Raw genomic sequence first — 20005 nt, 5'->3', positions numbered from 1 at the left:
CGCGTCGTGTCGCGTCAGCGCCGGAGCGCGCTCCGCGCGACCCGGCCCGCCCCGTGCAGCAGGCGGTACTCGAGGGACCGGGTCAGCGCGTCGTAGCGGACCGCGATCGCGTCTCGCTCCGCCTCGGCCGAGCGTCGGGCGGCGTCGAAGCCGGCGATCGCGTTCTCCGAGACGATCAGACGGCGGTTGATGTCCTCGACCCCGGCACGGTGCACGTCGCGCTCGACCGCGGTCGCACGGAGCTCCTCCCGGAGCGCCGTGATCCAGCGGAGCATCGCCGACCGCGGTCCCCGTCGTCCGCGGGCGACCGACACGGCGGCGTCGAGGCCCGGTCCGACCTGTGCGGCACGCGCGGCGAAGGTGTGCCGCTCGAGCACGACCGCGCGGAGCCGCTCCACGAGCGACCGGCGCTGGTCCGCGGGCATCGCGAGTGCGGCTTCGAGCGTCGGTGCGTCCTCGTACACCGGCACGTCCGCGAGTCCGAGTTCGTCGAGCCCGCGCACGCAGTCCGTGACGGGCAGCGCGCCCGCCGCGAGCGACTCGAACAGTCGGGAGTTGAGCGTCCCGTACTCGGCGGCGGGCGCGATGACGTCGTCCACGACGAACGCGGCCGCCCGGTAGACCTCCGGCAGGGCGAAGTAGGACACCGCCGGCCGGAGTTCGACCCCGGGAGCGGGCGTCAGCAGGTCGGCGTTCGCCGCGAACCAGACGACGGGCTCCGCCGGCCGCACGGCCTCGAGCACGTCCTGCGCGCGGCGACGCACGCCCCAGAAGTTGACCGTGGTGACGGCGCGGTCGCTCCGCACGGACTCGTCGCCGACGCTGAAGAGGTCGACGTCGGCGGCGATCGGCACGACCTCGACCGGACCGGTCCGGTGCGCCGCGACGGCGTCCCGGGCGATCGCCGAGGAGGTCCACACCACGTCGAACTCGTCGAGGTAGGGGAGTGCGGCCCACTGCGCCGTCCAGTTGCGGACCCAGGCGACGAGCGCCGTGCTCGCCGGGACGAGCCCGGGCACGAAGGACTCGATCATGCTGACGAGCACGGCGGTGCCCTCGGGGACCTCCTCGGTCCACCGCTCGACGGGCCAGAGCGCGACGCCCCAGCCGTCGGCACGGAGCGCCCGCGCGAGTCCGAGGGCCACGTAGAGGTCACCCTTGCCCTCGGTCACGTCGGCGGTCGACACCGCGAACCGGACGGTGCCGCGCGGTCCCTCGGCGTGCGCACCGGCCGCGATCGCGGCGTACTCGGCCTCGAGCGGGGAACGGGCGGGGGCGGCGGGGATGGGGTGCGTCGTCACCCCAGACATTGTGCCCGACCGGCGGCGCGACCTCGGCGATCGCCACGGTCGGCCTTGTAGGGTGTCCTCGGCCGTCGGCAGCCCCGAGCTGTCGTTGACATGAGCACGCCTCGGTGCGTGCGAGCAGCTGGAGGAAACCGCGTGAGCGAGCGCAAGGCCGGAGTCGTCTCCGTCGTCCTGGTCAACTACAAGGGCACGGACGACACCCTCACGAGCATCGCGGAGCTGCGGAAGCAGGACTGGCCGCAGGACAAGCTCGAGGTCATCGTCGTCGAGAACGGGTCCGGTCCGGAGCACCTCGGCCGCCTCAAGGCGTCGGACCTCGACTTCACCCTCGTCGACGCGAACGCCAACCTCGGCTTCACGGGTGGCTGCAACCTCGGTGTCGCGAAGTCCTCCGGCGAGGTCGTGGCGTTCCTCAACAACGACGCCCGTCCCGACGCCGGCTGGGTGCGCGAGGCGATGGCCACGTTCGCCTCGGGCGCGGACATCGGCGCCGTGGCGTCGAAGGTCCTCGACTGGGAGGGCGTCAACGTCGACTTCACCGAGGCCGCGATGACCTGGTACGGCATGGGCTACAAGCCCTTCGCCGGGTCGCCCGACACCGGTCGGTGGGAGAGCGAGACCGACGTCCTCTTCGGTACCGGCGCCGCGATGTTCATCCGGGCCGAGCTCTTCGAGCAGCTCGGCGGGTTCGACGACCGCTACTTCATGTTCTACGAGGACGTCGACCTCGGGTGGCGCCTGAACCTGCTCGGGTGGCGCTTCCGGTACCAGCCGAAGTCCGTGGCGTTCCACAAGCACCACGCCTCCATGAACAAGTTCGGAGACTTCCGCGAGACGTACCTGCTCGAGCGGAACGCCCTCTTCACGCTCTACAAGAACCTCGGGGACGAGCAGCTCGCGGCGGCGCTGCCCGGGTCCCTCGCCCTCGCGGTGCGCCGAGCGGTCGGGCGCGGCGAACTCGACTCGACCGAACTCGACCTGCGCAACCCCGGCGACGACAGCATCCCGACGATCCCGGTGCCGAAGACGAGCATGGCGGGCATCTACGGCGTCGACCAGTTCGTCGAACAGCTGCCGTCGATGACCGAGTCGCGGCGGCAGATCCAGGCGACGCGTGTCCGCAGCGACCGCGAACTGCTCCGACTGTTCGGCAACCGGGACGAGCCCGCCTACCCGATCGAGAACTACCTCGCGGGGTACGACAAGATCGTGCACTCGCTCGGCGTGCTCGAGGTCGGCACGCGTCGCCGCGTGCTCATCATCACCGGTGACGCGATCGGCGAGAAGATGGCGGGGCCCGCGATCCGTGCGACCCACATGGCGAAGGAGCTCGCCAAGGAGCACGACGTCCGTGTGGTCAGCCTGACGCGTTCGGAGCAGATCGACCCGTCGTACGAGGTCGTCACGGTCCCGCACCGTCACCCGCGCCAGATGGTCGAGCACGAGGCGTGGGCCGACGTCATCATCGTGCAGGGCCACGCGCTCCGCCTGTTCCCCGTCCTCGAGTCGACGCGGAAGATCCTCGTCGTCGACGTCTACGACCCGCTGCACCTCGAGCAGCTCGAGCAGGGCCGCAGCGACGACGTGGACCAGTGGAACCGCCAGATCCTCGACGCGTCCGACACCCTCAACCACCAGCTCGAGCTCGGCGACTACTTCATCTGCGCGTCCGAGCGACAGCGGATGTTCTGGCTCGGCCAGCTCGCCGGTTCCGGCCGCGTGAACGCCCGCACGTACTCGCGCGACCCCGACCTGCGCTCGCTCATCGGCGTCGTGCCGTTCGGGCTGTCGTCGACGCCGCCCACGCACGACGTGCAGCGCGTCAAGGGCGTCGTGCCGGGCATCGGCAAGAACGACAAGCTCGTCGTCTGGGGCGGCGGCATCTACGACTGGTTCGACCCCATCACGCTCGTCCGAGCGATCGGGCAGCTCGCGGCGGAGAAGCCGAGCGTGAAGCTCCTCTTCATGGGCGTCCAGCACCCCAACCCGGACGTGCCGGAGATGGACATCGTCGCGAAGGTCCGTGCCGAGGCCGACGCGCTCGGACTCACGGGCAAGCACGTCTTCTTCAACGAGACCTGGATCCCGTACGACGAGCGCGGCGCGTACCTGCTCGAGGCCGACGCGGGTGTCTCCACGCACTACGAGCACCTCGAGACCACGTTCTCGTTCCGGACCCGCATCCTCGACTACCTCTGGGCGCGCCTGCCGATCGTGACGACGGCCGGCGACTCGTTCGGCGACCTCGTGGCGGCGGAGAAGCTCGGCATCGCGGTGCACGAGCAGGACGTGACCGGGCTCGCCGACGCCCTCCGGACCGCGCTCTTCGACAAGAAGGCCCGCGCGGAGTTCATCGGCAACGTCGACCGGGTGCGCGAGCAGTTCACGTGGGAGAACGTGCTCGCACCGCTCGTGGAGTTCTGCCGGAACCCGATCCGCGCGGCGGACAAGTCCGTCCGTGACACCGGCGCGGCCCTCGCACCGCACGAGATGCGGGTGCGTGTGCCGGAGCGCAAGAAGCTCTACGGCGTGCGGCACGACCTCGGTCGCGCGGTGCACTACTTCCGCACCGAGGGCCCCAGGAGCGTCGCGGGGAAGATCAAGCGCCGGCTGCAGAACCGATGAGCGCCGCCGACGCCACCGCCCTGGTCGTCGTCCCGACGTACGACGAGGCGGAGAACATCCGCGCGATCGCCGACGCGATCCTCGGCCAGGTGCCCACCGCGCACCTGCTCGTCGTCGACGACGGCAGCCCCGACGGAACGGGGGACATCGTGCGGGCCATGGCCGCCGAGGACGACCGTGTCCACCTGTTGCAACGGTCCGGCAAGCTCGGCCTCGGCACCGCGTACGTCGCGGGCTTCCGCTGGGGGCTCGAGCGCGGCTACCCGCTGCTCGTGGAGATGGACGCCGACGGCTCGCACCCGGCCGACCGCCTCCCCGCGATGATCGACGCCGTGCAGCGGGACGACGACGTGCTCCTCGCGATCGGGTCCCGTTGGGTCGCGGGCGGGTCGGTGGTCGACTGGCCGCTCCGCCGCGAGGTCCTCAGCCGCGGGGCGAACACCTACGCGCGGATCATGCTCGGGATCGCCGTGCACGACGTCACGGCCGGTTTCCGCGTGTACCGCGCGAGTGCGATCGCGGCGATGGACCTCGACACGATCGACTCGAAGGGCTACTGCTTCCAGGTCGACATGACCCTGCGTGTCGACGCGCAGGGCGGCCGCATCGTCGAGGTGCCGATCCGCTTCCGCGACCGGATCCACGGCGTCTCGAAGATGAGCGGCGGCATCGTGGTCGAGGCGATGCTCCGCGTGACCCAGTGGGGCCTGCAGCGCCGCTTCGGCCGTCGTCGCTGACCGTACGGTGCTCCTGACGACGACCCGCTGACGCGACCGGGGGTCGCGCTCCGCGTCCGACGCACCACCCACCGGGCCGCGACGGGCGGGAGGCAGCCGGGCCGTGCCTCCAGGCCGACCCCCGCCGACCCGGCGCTCAGACGCGCGGCAGGTGCCGCCGCCACGAGCGGCGCCGCGCCGCGACCACCAGCACGGTGACGAAGACCATCAGCCCGGCTCCGTGCAGGAGGTAGCTCTCCGCGGTGCTCGTGACGGCGAGCAGGACGAGGACCGCCGCCGGCCAGACGTAGGCCACCCCCGGGAAGGTCGTCGCGGTCACCCAGGCCCGGGCGAAGGCGAGCACGGCGGTGATGCCGAGCAGGATCGTCCCCGCGAGGCCGATCTGCAGCCACGCGTCCACGAACGCGTTGAGTGCGGAGGTGAAGCGCTCGCCCGCCGGGTCGATGAACGTGACGTAGGGGACGACGGCTTCCTGCGGCCACGTGCCCACCCAGCCCCAGCCCTGGATCGGGTACTGCGTCGTGAGCGACCGGATCTGCGCCCAGAGGTCGAGCCTGGTCGCCGTCCCGCCGGCGGCACCGATCTCGGCGAGCACGCGGTGCCGAGCGATCACCCCGACCACGGTCATCGCGAGGACCGCGGCGCCGAGGACCGCGTTCACGACGGGCCTGGCGGTCGGCCGCGCGTGCCGCAGGGCCCAGAGCGCGAGTGCGGTCACGGCGAGGGCGATCATGGCGAGCCCGGTGATCGGGGACTGCACCAGCATGAGGGCGATCACGGCGAGGGCGGTCGACGCGACGGCGCGCCAGACGGTCACCGACCGGGTGAGGAACTCGACGACGAAGGTCACGAGGGCCATCGCCGCGATGAAGCCCATGAAGTTGCGCGTGCCACCGATGCCCTGGATGGGCCCGCCGTACGCGATGTCCCCGCGGATGTCGAAGGCCGGGAACGGGACGTCGAGCACGAGGCCGGAGAGGACCTCGAGGCCGAGGGCGACGACGAGCAGGATCCGGAACGCGTCGCCGGAGGCACGGATGACCTGCACCAGGTCGCGTCCGAGGGCGAGGTACAGACCCAGTCCGACGAAGCAGACCGTGGCCGTCAGCCCGCGCAGGGCGACCCACGAGTACTGGCTCCAGAGGACGCTCAGCGCGCAGTACCCGACGAACGCGAGCAGCGACAGGGGGAGCACGCCGTGCCACTCGATCCGGTACCGCTGCCCGAGCAGGCTGAGGCCGGCGAGCACCACGAGGGTGACCAGCACAGCCCAGGTGCCCGCGCCACCGACGAGCGCGGTGACGGTGGGCTCGCCGAACGCGAAGAGGACGATCACGGTCGCGAGTGCCTGGCTGAACCGCCCGCCCGCCGAGAACCCGATCCAGGCCGAGAGGTACCGGCGCGCCTGCACGCGTCTCGTCACCCGGCTGTCCGTCACCCGTCCATCTTCGCGCACCGCGGTGACGTCCAGGTGCCACCCGACGGCCGGTCGTCATCCACGAAACGCGATATCGACGATACGATCTCGCCGTGCTGCGCTGGGACCTGCTCCGGACCGCCGTCGGCGCGCTGGTCGTGGGCCTCCTCGTCGCCGTCGTCGGCTGGTCGCGGCTCGGACCGGTGGCCGCGCGGACCGTGTGGGCGGAGGACGGCGGCGTGTTCCTCCGCGAGCGGGTCGCGAACGGGCCGTGGGACCTGCTGCAGCCCTACGCCGGCTACCTCCACGTCGTCCCGCGCCTGGTCGTCGACGTCGCGTGGGCACTGCCCGTCGAGCGGTACGCGATCGCCCTGTCGCTCGGGTCCTGCTGCGTCGTCGGTCTGGCGGCCGCCCTCGTGTTCGTGCTCGCCCGGCAGGTCGTCGGCCCCTGGCCGCTCCGGGTGCTCCTCGCGGCGGTCCCGGCGGTCCTGCCATTGGCGCCGTACGAGATCGCCGGGAACGCCGCGAACCTGCACTGGTTCCTGCTCGCCCTCGCTCCCTGGGTCTTCGCGTACCGGGTGCGGCGATGGTGGTCGGCGGCCGGGCTCGCCGCCGTCGCCGCCGCGGTCACGCTCACCGAGCCGCAGACGGTCCTGTTCCTGCCGCTCCTGCTCCTCGCGTGGTTCCCGCGCGCGGACGGGCGCGGAGGACGGAGGGACCTGCTCGCGCTGCCCGTCACCGTGGTGGCGCTCGTCGGCGCGGCGACGCAGGTGGTCGTCGCGCTGTCCACCCCGAGGACGCCGGCAGCGGCGACGCCACGGCCCCGCGACGTCGTGGCGGGCTGGTTCCTCCAACCCGTCGGCGGGTTGTACCGGCCCGGCGCCGTCGACGTGGTCCGGTCGGTGCTCGAGCACGGCTGGTGGGTCGCCGTGGTGCCGGCGCTCGTCATCCTTGCGCTGCTCGTCGCGGCGGTCGTCGTCGGGCCCGCCCGCGGGCGGTGGATCGTGGTCGCCCTCGCCGCCGCGTCGTTCCTGGTGTGGGTCGCGGCGCTGTACGCGAACGGCGTCGACTCGCCGTGGGCGGACCCGACGCCGGCGCTCGCCCAGGCGCGTCCGCTCCGCTACGCGGCGGCCAGCGGCCTGCTGCTGCTCTCCGCCCTCGCCACCGCGGCCGGCGTGCTCGTCACCTGGGCGGGCGAGCGCGTCGGCATCCGCAGCGGCGCACGGCCGGGAGGCACGGCTCGGCTCCTCGGCGCGGCCGTCGGCTGGTGCGCGGTCGCGGTGGTCGTGACCTCCGCGGTCGTCGGGACCGCGCCGCAGCTCCTCGACCACGCGCCGCCCGCTTCTCGTCGCGCCGCCGGTCCGGAGTGGGCACCCCAGCTCCCCGCGGCGGCGGCCGCCTGCCGAGCGGACCCCGACCTGGACGTGGCGCGCGTCCGGACGGCGCCGTGGGGCGCGTCCGTGCCCTGCGAGCGGTTGCGCTGACGGAACCCCGCGGGATCTGCGGGGCCGCCGCGTCGCCGGGGACCGGGGCCGGCGGTGGCCGGACCGGTCAGGCGCGCTCCGCCGGCACACGGCGGAACGCACGCCGCGCGGGCGGGGTGCGGGGGCCGTCGCCGGTCGAGGCCGGCTCGTCACCCACGAGCACGATGCGCGACTTGATCGCGAGGAGCGCGAAGAGGATCCAGTTCCCCTGGTACAGCAGCCGCGACTCGGCGACGGACTGCACGAGCAGCGCGACGACGACGAGGAGCGGGAAGAGCGTCACGGGGTCGAACGGACGCTGCTCGAGACGCGCGTCGTAGCCGATCCGCGTCGCGCCGGCCCACCCGCGGTGCAGGGTCGTCAGGGCGTAGATCGCGAACAGGAGGAGGCCGATGATCCCCGTCTGCATCCAGACGTCGAGGTACGCGTCGTGCGCCTGCAGGTAGGTCACGCCCTTGCGGTGCGCGAGGTCGGCGAGGGTCGGGATGCTCGGCCACCAGTAGCCGATCCACCCCCAGCCGACGACCGGGTGCTGGTCGACGAGACCGAGCACCTTCGCCCAGATCTCACCACGACCCGTCGCGTCCGAGCCCTTGCCGAGCAGCTCCGACACCGTCCCGCGCGAGGCGACGGCGACCACGGCGAGCACCAGGGCGACCGCCGCGATGACCAGGTACCGCGGTGTGCGGCGCTCTGTGGGTGTCCGGCGGATCCAGAGCGCCACGACGAGCACGAGCGCGACGACGACCGCGGCTGCGGCGACCGTGGACGAGCGGGTGAGGAGGAACACGACGGCGGCGACGACCAGCCAACCGATCGCCCGTGCCCGTCGGATGCGCCCCTCGGCGAGCTGCACCCCGACGGCGACCGCCGCGAGCAGGGCCACCATCGCCAGGAGGTTCGCGTTGCCCGGCAGCCCCTGGATCCGGCCACCCGTGAACAGCTCGGCGCGCGAGAAGTAGAAGGCGTCCGGGATCTTCGCGTCGCCGTAGTCCGTCCACGCCGGAGCGATCGGGTGTCGCAGGACGATCGCGACGAACGCCTCGAACACCAGGGACAACGCGAGGACCCAGCGCATCGCGAGGCTCGTGGCGTCCAGGATGCGGCGCCAGGTCAGCGTCGAGGCGACCGCGAACGCCACCGCGGCGCAGATGACCTGGACCACGATGCTCGGCAGGGTCGCGTACCGCCAGTGGGACCAGGCCAGCGACACGAGGCACCAGGCGAGGAAGAACCACAGCGACCGCGGCGTCCTGGTGAGTGGGGGCCGCGCGCGGACGAGGATCGTGACGCCCCACGAGGCGACGACCGCCCAGAGGACACCCGCGCCGACCCAGGTGAGGGTGTTCGGTACCGCGTCGCCGGCGAACACCACACCGAGCAGGGTGCTCGCGAACGCGAACGCCTCCCGCTCCGGAACCGTCCCTCGAGCCACCGGCCACGTGTTCGTCACGACGTCAGGGTACCGTCGCGCGCCCGCCGGTAGGCTCGCCGCATGTTCCTCGGCATCACCAACACCCCGCGTGACTACGCGTGGGGGTCCGTCACCGCGATCCCCGAGCTCCTGGGCCGCACGGTCACCGGCGCACCCCAGGCCGAGCTCTGGCTGGGTGCCCACCCGGGCAGCCCGAGCGTCGTGGTGAACCCGGCGATGGTCGGGGGAGCCGACACCCTGCTCGACTGGATCGGCGCGGAGCCCGAGGACGCCCTCGGCGCGGGGCGCACCGGCCTGCCGTTCCTCCTCAAGGTGCTCGCCGCGGCAGCACCGCTCTCGCTGCAGGCGCACCCGACCCCGGAGCAGGCGCGCGAGGGCTTCGACCGCGAGGAAGCCGCGGGTGTCCCCGTCGACGACCCGGCCCGGAACTACAAGGACCCGTTCCCGAAGCCCGAGCTCGTCGTCGCGCTGAGCGAGCGCTTCGAGGCCCTGAGCGGCTTCCGCCCGGTGGCCGAGACGGCGGCCGACGTCGAGCGGCTCGACGCCGGTTCCGGCCGTCTGGGCCCGCTCGTCGCACACCTCGGGCAGGGCCTCGAGGACACCGTCCGCTGGCTCGAGACCGCCGACGAGGGCGCGCTCGCCGTCGTGCAGGCGGCGAGCGACCTCGCGGCGGCCGTCCCGGACGACGAGGCGGGGCCGAACATCCGCACGGTCCGCGACCTCGCGGCGGCCTACCCGGGGGACCCCGGCATCGTCGTGTCGCTCCTCATGCACCGGGTGACGCTCCGGGCGGGCGAGTCGATGTACCTGCCCGCCGGCAACATCCACGCCTACCTCGACGGACTCGGCATCGAGCTCATGGCGCCGTCCGACAACGTCCTCCGCGGGGGGCTGACGCCCAAGCACGTGGACGTGCCGGAGCTCCTGCACGTCCTCGACTTCACCGCGTACCCGGCGCCGGTCCTCGAGCCGGAGCACCTCGCACCGGGCGTCGACCGCTTCGCCCCCGACGGCGTCGGCTTCGCGCTCGTGCGGGTCACGGGCGACGGCGGGCCGGTCGGGCTCAGCACCGGCGGTGTCGCGCCGTTGGACGGCCCCTCGATCGCGATCTGCACGGAGGGCGTGGTGACGCTCGTCGGTGCGACCAGCGCGACCCTGCTCCGCCGGGGCGAGGCCTGCTACGTCACGCCGGACGAGGGCGACGTCAGGGTCGAGGCCGACGCCGCGTCGGGCCTGACGTCGACGGTGTTCATCGCGACGGGTGCGTGAACACGCACGACTGACGCCGCTGGGGGACACCCTGGTCCGCTAGCGTGACGACCATGAGTTGGCTGGTCACCGGCGGTGCCGGGTACATCGGGTCCCACGTCGTCCGAGCGCTGCGGGCGGCGGGCATCGACACCGTCGCGCTCGACGACCTGTCGAGCGGCTTCCGCGGCTTCGTGCCGGAGGACGTGCCGTTCGTCGAGGGCACGATCCTCGACGGCGACCTGGTGCGCCGGACGCTCCGCGAGCACGACGTCACCGGGGTCGTGCACGTCGCCGGCTTCAAGTACGCGGGGGTCTCGGTCGAGCGACCGCTGCACACGTACGAGCAGAACGTCACGGGCATGACGACGCTCCTCCGCGCCATGGCGGACGAAGGCGTGTCGAAGGTCGTGTTCTCGTCGAGCGCGGCCGTCTACGGCACGCCCGACGTCGACACCGTGGTCGAGTCGACCCCGAAGGCGCCGGAGTCGCCCTACGGCGAGTCGAAGCTCATCGGCGAGTGGCTGCTGCGGGACATGGAGGTCGCCCGGGGCTTCACGACGACGTCGCTGCGCTACTTCAACGTCGTCGGCTCCGGTGAGCCGGACCTCTACGACGCGAGCCCGCACAACCTCTTCCCGCTCGTCTTCGACGCCCTGCTCGCCGGCCGGACCCCGCGTATCAACGGCGACGACTACCCGACGCCCGACGGCACGTGCGTGCGGGACTACGTGCACGTCGCCGACCTCGCGCACTCGCACGCGGTGGCCGCGCGCAAGCTCGAGGCCGGGGAACCACTCGAGCGTGCGTACAACCTCGGCAGCGGCGACGGCGTGAGCGTCCGCCAGATCATGGACGCGATGGCGAAGGGCACCGGGATCGCCTTCGAGCCCGAGGTCGCCCCGCGGCGCCCCGGAGACCCGGCGCGCATCGTCGCCACCGGCGAGGCGGCGGCCCGTGACCTCGACTGGGCGATGCGGCACTCCCTGGACCAGATGGTGTCCAGCGCGTGGGAGGCGCGCCGGAGCGTCGCCCGAGCGTGACCTGATCCGCGCCCGTCGTGTCCCCCGAAATCCGGACAGAACACGGGCGACACGCCAGGACGGGGGACATGACACGCCGGAACCGCCAGCCGCTTCTATGATCCGCGACTTGACTCTCGGGAATCACACCGCTGTAATTACAGGCAACGACGGCAACCCGTCGTGGTCCGTCACAAGTCGTCAGGGGTGATCAGGGTGAACGGTTCCGACTTCAGCGCCGGTGTTCCGGAGGACTGGCACGTCGACCCGGTGTCGCTCGGCGTCCCCGGCGTCCGCCGCACGGAGACCGACGACGAGGAGAACCCGCTCGCCTGGCAGGCGGACTCGCTGTGCGCGCAGACCGACCCCGAGGCGTTCTTCCCCGAGAAGGGCGGATCGACGCGCGAGGCGAAGAAGATCTGCACCTCGTGCGAGGTCCGTGCGCAGTGCCTCGAGTACGCGCTCGAGAACGACGAGCGCTTCGGCATCTGGGGCGGCCTCTCCGAGCGCGAGCGCCGCAAGCTCCGCAAGCGCGCCTGAGCGGTCACGGCGCGCCAGCGCCGTGCGAGGGCGCGCCGAGGAGCCTGCGACGAGGGCGCCGGGAACCAGCCACCGAAGGGGCCTGCGCCGAGGAGCCTGCGACGAGGGCGCCGGGACCAGCCACGTCCGCCGGGAACCAGCCACGCCCGGTCCGTCGGAACCAGCCACACAACGTGCGACGCACACCGCGCGGTGATGGCTCCCACAGGTTCACGGCGCGCCGCCGTCCGCGACGGGCCGCGTGCCTCCAGACCGTAGAGTGGCGCCCGTCATGCAGCCCAGCGCCTCCCAGCCCCGTGTCACCGCGATCCTCGTCGCCGCCGACGGCGGGGACCACCTCGACCGCACCCTCGACGCGTTGGCCCGGCAGACCCGCCACCCGGAGGGCCTCGTCGTCGTCGACGCGGGCTCGACCGACGGTTCCACGGCGGGCCTGGAGTTCGGCGGCTCTGCCGCGCTGGTCCGCCTGTCGACGCGTCGGACCCTCGCCCAGGCCGTCGCCGCGGGTGTCCGCGAGGTCGCTCCCGCCGAGGGCGACGGTGGCGGCCGGGCCGACAAGTGGCTCTGGTTCCTCGGGCACGACAACGCCCCCGCCCCCGACGCGCTGGCCGAGCTCCTGACCGCGGTCGAGATCGCCCCCTCGGTCGTCGTCGTCGGACCGAAGCTCGTGCACGCCGACGAACCTTCGCGCATCCGCGACTTCGGCGAGAGCATGACCCGGACCGGGCGCTCCCTCGTGCTCGTGCAGGACGAACTGGACCAGGGCCAGCACGACCGCTACACCGACGTCCTCGGCGTCGCTGCGGCCGGCATGCTCGTCCGGCGGTCGGTCTGGGAGCAGCTCGGCGGGTTCGACCCGGCGCTCCCGGACGTCGACGCGGCCCTCGACCTCTGCGTGCGCGCGCGACTCGCCGGACACCGGGTGGCGGTCGTCCCGGAGGCCCGGGTCACGAGTGCCGGGCCGGTCGAGGAGTTCGGGCGCAAGCGGCTCTCCGAGGGCAGGCGCGTCCGCCTGCACCGCCAGGCGCAGTTGCACCGTCGCATGACCTACGCACCCGCCTGGACGCTGTGGTTGCACTGGTTGACGCTCGTGCCGTTCGCGGTCGCACGCTCGGTCGGGCACCTCGTCGCGAAGCACCCGGCCGCCGTCCCGGGCGAGCTCGCAGCCGCGTTCGCGGTCGCGTTCGGTGGTGGGGTCGGACGGTCACGGAAGGCCCTCGCCCGCAACCGGACCGTCGGCTGGGCGGCGATCGACCCGCTGCGCGTGAGCTGGCGCCGACTGCACGAGCGCCGGACGACGTCCCGCGACGTCGAGCTCGCTCGGGTCGAGGACGCGCCGATCGCGCGGGCGTCGTTCCTCGGCGACGGTGGTGTGTGGGTGGTGCTCGCCGCGGCCGTGCTGAGCGTCGTGACGCTGTACCCGCTGCTCGGTTCGCCGGCGCTCACCGGCGGCGGACTCCTGCCCCTGTCGAGCTCGGTCGGCCGGCTGTGGCAGAACGTCGGCTACGGCTGGCACTCGCTCGGCACCGGGTTCACCGGTCCGAGCGACCCGTTCACCGCGGTCGTCGCCGTCCTCGGGTCGATCACGTTCTGGTCGCCGTCGACCTCGGTCGTGCTCGTCATGCTGCTCGCGTTCCCGGTGTCCGCGCTCGGCGCGTGGTTCGCCGTGCGCAAGGTCACGACGCGGACCTGGGTGCCGGTGATCGGCGCAGCGCTCTACACGATCGCGCCGACGCTGGTCGGCGCCGTCACGAGCGGCCACCTCGGCGCCGTCATCGCGCACCTGACGCTGCCGTGGCTGTTCCTCGCGCTCCTCGAGGCGCACCGGTCGTGGGCGTGGGCAGCCGGTGCGTCGATCCTCTTCGCGGTCGTCGCGGCCGCGGCGCCGTCGCTGCTGCCGGTGCTGCTCCTGACGTGGCTCGTCGCGCTGGTCGTGGGCTGGCGACGCGCCCACCGACGCGTCTTCATCCCGGTGCCGGCCGCGGTCCTGTTCCTCCCGCTGGTCCTCGCGCAGGTGGCCAGGGGCAACCCGCTCGCCGTCTTCGCCGACCCGGGCGTGCCGTCCGCGACCCGAGCGCCCTCGGCGTTCCAGCTCGCGATCGGCCAGCCCGTCCCGGACTGGAGCGGGTGGCTGCCCCACGCCGAGGCGCTCGGGATCGTCGCGTGGGTGCTCCCGGTCGTGATGGCCGTCCTGGCGCTCCCGGTGGCCGTCGCGGCACTCGGCGCGGTGCTCGGGCACCGCTGGGCCGTCGCGGGCGCTGCGCTCGTCGTCGCACTGCTCGGGTACGCCACGGCCTTCGGCGCCACACAGCTCGCGGTCACGGGCGTCGGCTCGACGACCACCATCGTGTGGCCGGGCAGTGGCCTCAGCGTGTACTGGCTCGGCATCGTCGCCGCCGCCTGCATCGGCCTCGACGTGTTGCCCAGGCTCGCTCCCGTCGCCGGCCTCGTCGCGACCGTCCTCGCGGGGGTCACGGTCGCGCCGGCCTTCGCCGCGTTCTACCTGCAGACGGCGACGATCCAGCCGACGAGCGGGCGCGTCCTCAGCGCGTACGTCAACGCCGAGGCCCAGGCGAACCCGGACGTCGGCACGCTCGTGGTCGACCCGCAGTCCGACGGCTCGCTGTCCGTCTCGCTCGAACGCGGCCAGGGGTCGACCCTCGACGACCAGTCGACGCTCGACTCGACGGCGCTGACGCTGACCCGCTCGGGGGAGCAGCTCACGACGCTCGCGGGCAACCTCGCCAGCCGCAGCGGTTACGACCCGCGTCCGGCGCTGCGCTCGCTCGGCATCAGCTTCGTGCTGCTCGACGACGCCGGCTCCGCCCCGCAGGCGCAGACGGTGCACGACCGCGCCGCCGGGGCGATCGGCCAGAACGCGCTCTTCACGAGCATCGGCGAGACGACGAACGGCCAGCTGTTCCACTACGACGGCGAGGTCGACCGCGTCGCGACGGGTTCGGCGGCCGCCCGGGCGACCCACGTCGCGTACCTCGTCGTCCTCGCCGTGGTCTTCGGTGCGGCGGCGCTGCTGGCGGTGCCGACGGCCCCCCGCCGGCGTCGTGCGACCTCGAGCCGCATCGAGGCCGAGGAACCCGCGACCACCTTCGACGAGGAGCGTGACGAATGAGCAGCACCCCCGGCACCGTCCGCCGCTGGTTGGTCCGCGGCACCGCCACCGCGGTCGCCGTGGTCGTCGCCGCCGGCACCGTGACGGTGGCGCACGCGATCGGGACGGAGTCGACCCCTGGTCGTCCCGCCGGCCAGACCGTCACCCCCGTGGCGGCCGACGCCCAGCGGGTCTGTGCGGGGAACGCGCTGCGACTCTCGGACGACGCGGGCAACGACGCGACCAAGGCCAGCCCCGTCGGCAACGCGACCGTCGCCACGGCCACGACGGGTGACTCCGTCGAACGGTCGGACCTCGGCGGCGACGACTCCGGCAGCAGCGACCCCCGGCTCCTCACCGCGCCGGCCGGCTCGACGACGCCTCAGGTCGCGGGCAGCAGCTACCAGAGCGTCTCCGACGGGGACCTCGTGGGCGTCGGAGCCGCGTCGTGCGACGACCCGGCGCAGTCGACGTGGCTCGTCGGTGGCTCGACCGAGACCGGACGGACGAGCCTGATCACGCTCTCGAACCCGACCGACGTGAACGCCACCGTGGACCTCACCATCTACGACGGCTCCGGCACCGTGAGCGCCCCGGGGACGACCGGCATCGTGGTCGCCCCGCGGAGCCAGAAGGTCGTGCCGCTCTCCGGCTTCGTCTCCGACCAGGGCTCGACCGTGGTGCACGTCGAGTCGTCCGGCGGGCAGATCGTCGCACACATGCAGGAGACGGTGGTGCGGACGCTCACGCCCGGCGGCTTCGACATCGTGTCCGGCGGTGCGGCTCCGAGCACGTCCCAGATCATCCCCGGCGTCGTCCTCGAGGGCGCCGATGCTGCCCAGCGCGGCGACGACACCGCGGACGCGGCGCCGGTCGTCCGGCTCTTCGTGCCCGGCTCCGCCACGGCGAGGGTGACGCTCGGGATCACGACGGCGGACGGTGGCGGCTCCACCGTGAACGCCACCGCCGAGCCGGGCATCGTCACGGACGTCACGCTCGACGACTTCCCGGACGGTCGGTACTCGCTCACGATCAGTTCGACCGTGCCGGTCGTCGCGGGGGCGCGCACCACGACGCCGACCCAGGACGGTGCGACCGACCTCGGCTGGTTCGCGTCGGCCGAGCCGCTCGGGGACGACGTCGTCACCGCGGTCGCGCCGGGTGACGGTGCGCAGCTGACCCTGGTCAACCCGACCCGGACGGACGCCGACGTCACGATCGCGTCCGGCGACGAGGAGCAGCGGGTCTCCGTCGTGTCCGGCGCCACGGTGACCGTCCCGGCGCCCACCGCGAAGCAGTTGACGATCACGGGTGCCGCCGGGCTCGTGGCGGGCGTGACCTACCAGGGCGACGACGGGATCGCGGGCTTCCCGGTGCGCCCGTCGACGGCCGTCTCGAGCCCGCTGCGCGTCTACCCCTGACCGTCCGCACCGCGCGCGCCGGGACCGCGTCGCCGGTCGCTCGTCACCAGTGGCGGTAGCGGTCCGGCGCCAGGTCCCACGGGTCCTTGTCGATGAGTTCGCCGACCGCGCGGAACACGGCGGTCTCGACGATGATCCGCCGGTCCACGTCGTCCTTCTCCGGGCTGCGGGTCACCCGCTCCACGGGGATGCGGAACACCGTGACGCGCTTGCCGGCCCGGTCGACCCGCCACCGCGGCATGCGGTCCGGCAGGGTCGGGTCGGTCGGCATGTCCGCGACCTGGAACACGACGCCCGCGAGCTCGTCCGGCCACAGCTGCACGAGGTAGTGCGCGGTGTCGCCGACGATCCGGTCGAAGGTCTCGGCGCGGGTGCTGAGCGGTGCGAGGTCCGGCCCCGTGACGCTCGAGCGACCACCGCGACCGTGCCGGGAGCGGCCCCGGCCTCGGTCGACCGGGGTGACGAGCGGGGGCTTGCGACGCATCCCGTCATCGTACGCGTGCCCGGGGCGCGCAGACCCACCCGCTAGGGTCGGTACCGGTATGGACGTCCGGATCTGCAGCAAGGTCGCCTGCGGCGCGAGCGCGTCGGCGACGCTGACGTACGACTACGGGGACTCGATGGTCGTCGTCGGCCCGCTCTCGACGCGCGTCGAGCCGCACGGCTACGACCTGTGCGCGCGGCACGCCGCGCGGCTGCGGGTGCCGCGGGGGTGGCGCGTCGTCCGCCGCGAGCCGCTCCGCGAAACCGACTGAGGCACCGGCCTGGAGGCCCTGCTCGCGTGACCGACGTCGGGTCGCGCACCGTGCCTCCCGGCCGACGTCCGGTGGTGCTGCCGCGCGCGTCGCACCGTCTCCGCCACACCACCCGCCGTGCGTCGCGCGGCGTCTCGCGCGCCGGGCGTCGCACGCCGTCTCGCGCACCGCGCGTCGCGCGGCGTCTCGCACACCACGCGCCGAAGCGTGCGTGGAAGACTGGCGCCATGCCCACCGAAGCCCGCACCGCAGCAGCCTTCCGCGTCGCCGACCTCTCGCTGGCCGAGGCCGGACGCCACCAGATCCGCCTCGCCGAGAACGAGATGCCGGGGCTGATGGCGCTCCGCGACGAGTTCGGCCCGACCCAGCCGCTCGCGGGCGCCCGCATCGCGGGGTCCCTGCACATGACCGTGCAGACGGCGGTGCTCATCGAGACGCTCGTCGCCCTCGGCGCGCAGGTGCGCTGGGCGAGTTGCAACATCTTCTCGACGCAGGACGAGGCGGCGGCCGCGGTCGTCGTCGGTCCGACCGGCACGGTCGGCGAACCGGCCGGTGTCCCCGTGTTCGCGTGGAAGGGCGAGACGCTCGAGGAGTACTGGTGGTGCACCAACCGGATCTTCGACTGGAGCGTCGAGGCGGCCGAGGCGGGCGCCGACTGGATCGGTCCGAACCTCATCCTCGACGACGGTGGTGACGCGACCATGCTCCTGCACACGGGCGCCGACGCCGAGGCGGCGGGCCGGGTGCCGGAGGCCGCCGCGGACGCGAGCGCGGAGTGGCGGATCGTCCTCGACACCGTGGCGACGTCGTTGCGCGACTCCGCGGACCGGTGGACCCGGATCGCCGCGGACGTCGAGGGCGTCACGGAGGAGACCACCACCGGGGTGCACCGGCTCTACGAGCTGGCGCGGGACGGGAAGCTGCGGTTCCCGGCGATCAACGTCAACGACTCCGTGACGAAGTCGAAGTTCGACAACAAGTACGGCATCCGGCACTCGCTGCCCGACGGCCTGAACCGGGCCACGGACGTCCTCATCGGCGGCAAGGTCGCGTTCGTCGTCGGCTACGGGGACGTCGGCAAGGGCGCGGCGGAGGCCCTCCGCGGGCAGGGCGCACGGGTGATCGTCTCCGAGGTCGACCCGATCTGCGCGCTGCAGGCGGCGATGGACGGCTACCAGGTGGCGCGGCTCGCGGACGTCGCAGGCGAGGTCGACATCGTGGTGACCTGCACGGGCAACCTCGGCGTCGTCGGGGTCGAGGACGTGCTGGCGTTGAAGCACCTCGCGGTCGTCGCCAACGTGGGGCACTTCGACAACGAGATCGACATGGCGGGGCTCGAGGCGCTGCCCGGGGCGGAGAAGGTCGAGATCAAGCCGCAGGTGCACGAGTGGCGGCTGCCGAACGGCCGCTCGGTCCTGGTGCTCTCCGAGGGGCGCCTGATGAACCTCGGGAACGCCACCGGGCACCCCTCCTTCGTGATGAGCAACTCGTTCACGAACCAGGTCCTCGCACAGATCGAGCTGCACACCCGGCGCGAGCAGTACCCGACGGGGGTCTCCGTGCTGCCGAAGCACCTCGACGAGAAGGTCGCGCGGCTGCACCTCGACGCCCTCGGGGTCCGGCTGACGACACTGCGGCCCGAGCAGGCGGCCTACATCGGCGTGCCGGTCGAGGGGCCGTACAAGCCGGAGCACTACCGGTACTGACGCGCGGGGCGGCGCGCGCGGAGCGCGGCGCACGACCAACGTCGCTCCGCACCGTGGTAGCGCGTGGTTCGAGGTGTCTCTGGTGGTGCGAACGCGAAGCGCACCGCGCCGCCCCGCGCGAGCGCGAGAAGCCCGTCGGCCGCCGCGGCGAGGGCGCCGGCCGTCGCCACCCGGTGGTCCGGCCGCGTTTCGTCGGCTCCGCGCAAGGACGCCCCGAGCCGGTCCTCGAGCCGCTGTGGGAGCGTCGAGACGTCCGACCGTCGGAACCGGCCACGTGGCGGACGGCGGCGGCGTTGCGGGCTGCCGCGGGCCTCCAGGCTGGTGCTGCCGCGGCACCCCGGTCGGGCGCCCCTGCGCACCGTCGGACCCCGGAACCTGCCAGCCGGACGTGCCGCACCGCACGCGGACACGCGGTGGTCTCGATCCTGGCGGAAGAGCGTCGGCGGCGTGGGCCTCGGCTATCGTGAGGAACGGTGTCGGCCCGACACCCACGCTCCACAGGGACGGAAGCCCCCATCACATGACACCGCGCATCCTCGTCGTCGACGACGACCAGGCCCTCGCCGAGATGATCGGCATCGTCCTCCGCTCCGAGGGGTTCGAGCCCGAGTTCAGCGCCGACGGCACCGACGCCGTCGAGGCGTTCCGCAACTCGGAGCCGGACCTCGTGCTTCTCGACGTCATGCTCCCGGGCATCGACGGGATCGAGGTCTGCAAGCGCATCCGCGCCGAGAGCGGCACGCCGATCATCATGCTCACCGCCAAGAGCGACACGGCCGACGTCGTCGTCGGGCTGGAGAACGGCGCGGACGACTACGTGGTCAAGCCGTTCAACCCGAAGGAGCTCGTGGCGCGCATCCGCACACGACTCCGCCCGACGGCGTCCGACTCGACCGTGCTGCACGTCGGGGACCTCACCGTGGACGTCCCCGGGCACGAGGTCCGCCGCGGGGACACCACGATCGCCCTCACCCCGCTCGAGTTCGACCTGCTCCGCGCCCTCGCCGAGAAGCCGAACCAGGTCTTCACCCGCGAGATGCTCCTCGAGCAGGTGTGGGGCTACCACTACAAGGCGGACACCCGCCTGGTGAACGTGCACGTCCAGCGCCTCCGCGCCAAGATCGAGCACGACCCGGACAACCCGAAGATCGTCACGACCGTCCGCGGCGTCGGGTACCGGGCCGGAGGAGCCTGAGCAC

The 20005-nt window shown here is 73.1% G+C and carries 15 protein-coding genes; 11 read left to right on the top strand and 4 right to left on the bottom strand.

From position 1 onward, the window contains the following. Positions 1-14: 14 nt before the first annotated feature. Positions 15-1301 carry a glycosyltransferase family protein gene (locus tag ABC270_RS12860; RefSeq protein ID WP_412881152.1) on the bottom strand — a complete coding sequence of 429 codons (1287 nt, stop codon included), beginning with the start codon at positions 1299-1301 and terminating at the stop codon, positions 15-17. A gap of 141 nt (positions 1302-1442) precedes the next feature. Here ABC270_RS12860 and ABC270_RS12855 point away from each other — a divergent pair, with 141 nt between their 5' ends. Both ABC270_RS12855 and ABC270_RS12850 read left to right on the top strand, forming a co-directional pair. Further along, on the top strand, positions 1443-3932 hold the full coding sequence (locus ABC270_RS12855) for a glycosyltransferase (RefSeq protein WP_412881151.1): 2490 nt from the start codon (positions 1443-1445) through the stop codon (positions 3930-3932). Next, positions 3929-4669, top strand: a complete 741-nt coding sequence (locus ABC270_RS12850; protein ID WP_412881150.1) for a polyprenol monophosphomannose synthase — start codon at positions 3929-3931, stop codon at positions 4667-4669. Before ABC270_RS12855 ends, ABC270_RS12850 begins: the two co-directional genes overlap by 4 nt. A 136-nt stretch (positions 4670-4805) precedes the next feature. Here ABC270_RS12850 and ABC270_RS12845 read toward each other — a convergent pair whose 3' ends face one another. Further along, entirely contained in the window at positions 4806-6107 is a 1302-nt protein-coding gene (locus tag ABC270_RS12845; protein ID WP_412881149.1) for an O-antigen ligase family protein, read from the bottom strand. Positions 6108-6199: 92 nt separating this feature from the next. On the opposite strand from ABC270_RS12845, the gene ABC270_RS12840 reads away from it, so the two are divergent. Then, on the top strand, positions 6200-7570 hold the full coding sequence (locus tag ABC270_RS12840) for a hypothetical protein (RefSeq protein WP_412881148.1): 1371 nt from the start codon (positions 6200-6202) through the stop codon (positions 7568-7570). Positions 7571-7637: 67 nt separating this feature from the next. Here the strand turns inward: ABC270_RS12840 and ABC270_RS12835 are convergent, their stop codons facing one another. Next, positions 7638-9023 (bottom strand): O-antigen ligase family protein, encoded by a 1386-nt coding sequence (locus ABC270_RS12835; protein WP_412881147.1) that lies wholly within the window; start codon positions 9021-9023, stop codon positions 7638-7640. A gap of 42 nt (positions 9024-9065) precedes the next feature. Here ABC270_RS12835 and manA point away from each other — a divergent pair, with 42 nt between their 5' ends. The 5 genes from manA to ABC270_RS12810 all read left to right on the top strand — a co-directional run bounded on the left by manA (position 9066) and on the right by ABC270_RS12810 (position 16345). Further along, positions 9066-10274, top strand: coding sequence for a mannose-6-phosphate isomerase, class I (manA, locus tag ABC270_RS12830; RefSeq protein ID WP_412881146.1), 1209 nt, complete (start codon positions 9066-9068; stop codon positions 10272-10274). Between the two features lie 53 nt (positions 10275-10327). Next, positions 10328-11296 carry a UDP-glucose 4-epimerase GalE gene (gene galE / locus ABC270_RS12825; protein ID WP_412881145.1) on the top strand — a complete coding sequence of 323 codons (969 nt, stop codon included), beginning with the start codon at positions 10328-10330 and terminating at the stop codon, positions 11294-11296. Positions 11297-11482: 186 nt separating this feature from the next. Further along, positions 11483-11815: a WhiB family transcriptional regulator gene (locus tag ABC270_RS12820; protein WP_400413460.1), complete on the top strand. Its 333-nt coding sequence runs from the start codon at positions 11483-11485 to the stop codon at positions 11813-11815. A gap of 271 nt (positions 11816-12086) precedes the next feature. Continuing rightward, complete coding sequence (locus tag ABC270_RS12815) at positions 12087-14945, top strand: glycosyltransferase family 2 protein (protein ID WP_412881144.1); 2859 nt, start codon at positions 12087-12089, stop codon at positions 14943-14945. Next, positions 14942-16345, top strand: coding sequence for a DUF5719 family protein (locus ABC270_RS12810; RefSeq protein ID WP_412881143.1), 1404 nt, complete (start codon positions 14942-14944; stop codon positions 16343-16345). The genes ABC270_RS12815 and ABC270_RS12810 overlap by 4 nt, the downstream gene beginning before the upstream one ends. Positions 16346-16388: 43 nt before the next feature. Here the strand turns inward: ABC270_RS12810 and ABC270_RS12805 are convergent, their stop codons facing one another. Beyond that, complete coding sequence (locus ABC270_RS12805) at positions 16389-16829, bottom strand: metallopeptidase family protein (protein WP_412881142.1); 441 nt, start codon at positions 16827-16829, stop codon at positions 16389-16391. Between the two features lie 58 nt (positions 16830-16887). Between ABC270_RS12805 and ABC270_RS12800 the strand changes: the two genes are divergently transcribed. From ABC270_RS12800 to mtrA, 3 genes are all read left to right on the top strand, one after another. Further along, on the top strand, positions 16888-17100 hold the full coding sequence (locus ABC270_RS12800) for a DUF3499 family protein (RefSeq protein ID WP_412881141.1): 213 nt from the start codon (positions 16888-16890) through the stop codon (positions 17098-17100). Positions 17101-17327: 227 nt separating this feature from the next. After that, the gene (gene ahcY / locus ABC270_RS12795; RefSeq protein WP_412881140.1) at positions 17328-18806 is read left to right on the top strand and encodes an adenosylhomocysteinase; all 1479 of its coding nucleotides are present in this window, start codon (positions 17328-17330) and stop codon (positions 18804-18806) included. Between the two features lie 520 nt (positions 18807-19326). Then, positions 19327-20001: an MtrAB system response regulator MtrA gene (gene mtrA / locus ABC270_RS12790; protein ID WP_412881139.1), complete on the top strand. Its 675-nt coding sequence runs from the start codon at positions 19327-19329 to the stop codon at positions 19999-20001. Positions 20002-20005: the final 4 nt, after the last annotated feature.

The sequence above is a fragment of the Curtobacterium phoenicis genome (genome assembly GCF_047238015.1).
In the GTDB taxonomy this organism is placed as follows: Bacteria; Actinomycetota; Actinomycetes; order Actinomycetales; family Microbacteriaceae; genus Curtobacterium.
Note: the sequence above shows the minus strand (reverse complement) of the source record. Positions and strands in the feature narration are given on the sequence as shown.

Bases quoted from the DNA above. Each gene is read 5' to 3' on its own strand.
- ABC270_RS12815 (WP_412881144.1), top strand. From the start codon at position 12,087: ATGCAGCCCAGCGCCTCCCAGCCCCGTGTCACCGCGATCCTCGTCGCC.
- galE (WP_412881145.1), top strand. From the start codon at position 10,328: ATGAGTTGGCTGGTCACCGGCGGTGCCGGGTACATCGGGTCCCACGTC.
- ABC270_RS12800 (WP_412881141.1), top strand. From the start codon at position 16,888: ATGGACGTCCGGATCTGCAGCAAGGTCGCCTGCGGCGCGAGCGCGTCG.
- ABC270_RS12850 (WP_412881150.1), top strand. From the start codon at position 3,929: ATGAGCGCCGCCGACGCCACCGCCCTGGTCGTCGTCCCGACGTACGAC.
- manA (WP_412881146.1), top strand. From the start codon at position 9,066: ATGTTCCTCGGCATCACCAACACCCCGCGTGACTACGCGTGGGGGTCC.
- ABC270_RS12810 (WP_412881143.1), top strand. From the start codon at position 14,942: ATGAGCAGCACCCCCGGCACCGTCCGCCGCTGGTTGGTCCGCGGCACC.
- ahcY (WP_412881140.1), top strand. From the start codon at position 17,328: ATGCCCACCGAAGCCCGCACCGCAGCAGCCTTCCGCGTCGCCGACCTC.
- mtrA (WP_412881139.1), top strand. From the start codon at position 19,327: ATGACACCGCGCATCCTCGTCGTCGACGACGACCAGGCCCTCGCCGAG.
- ABC270_RS12805 (WP_412881142.1), bottom strand. From the start codon at position 16,829: ATGCGTCGCAAGCCCCCGCTCGTCACCCCGGTCGACCGAGGCCGGGGC.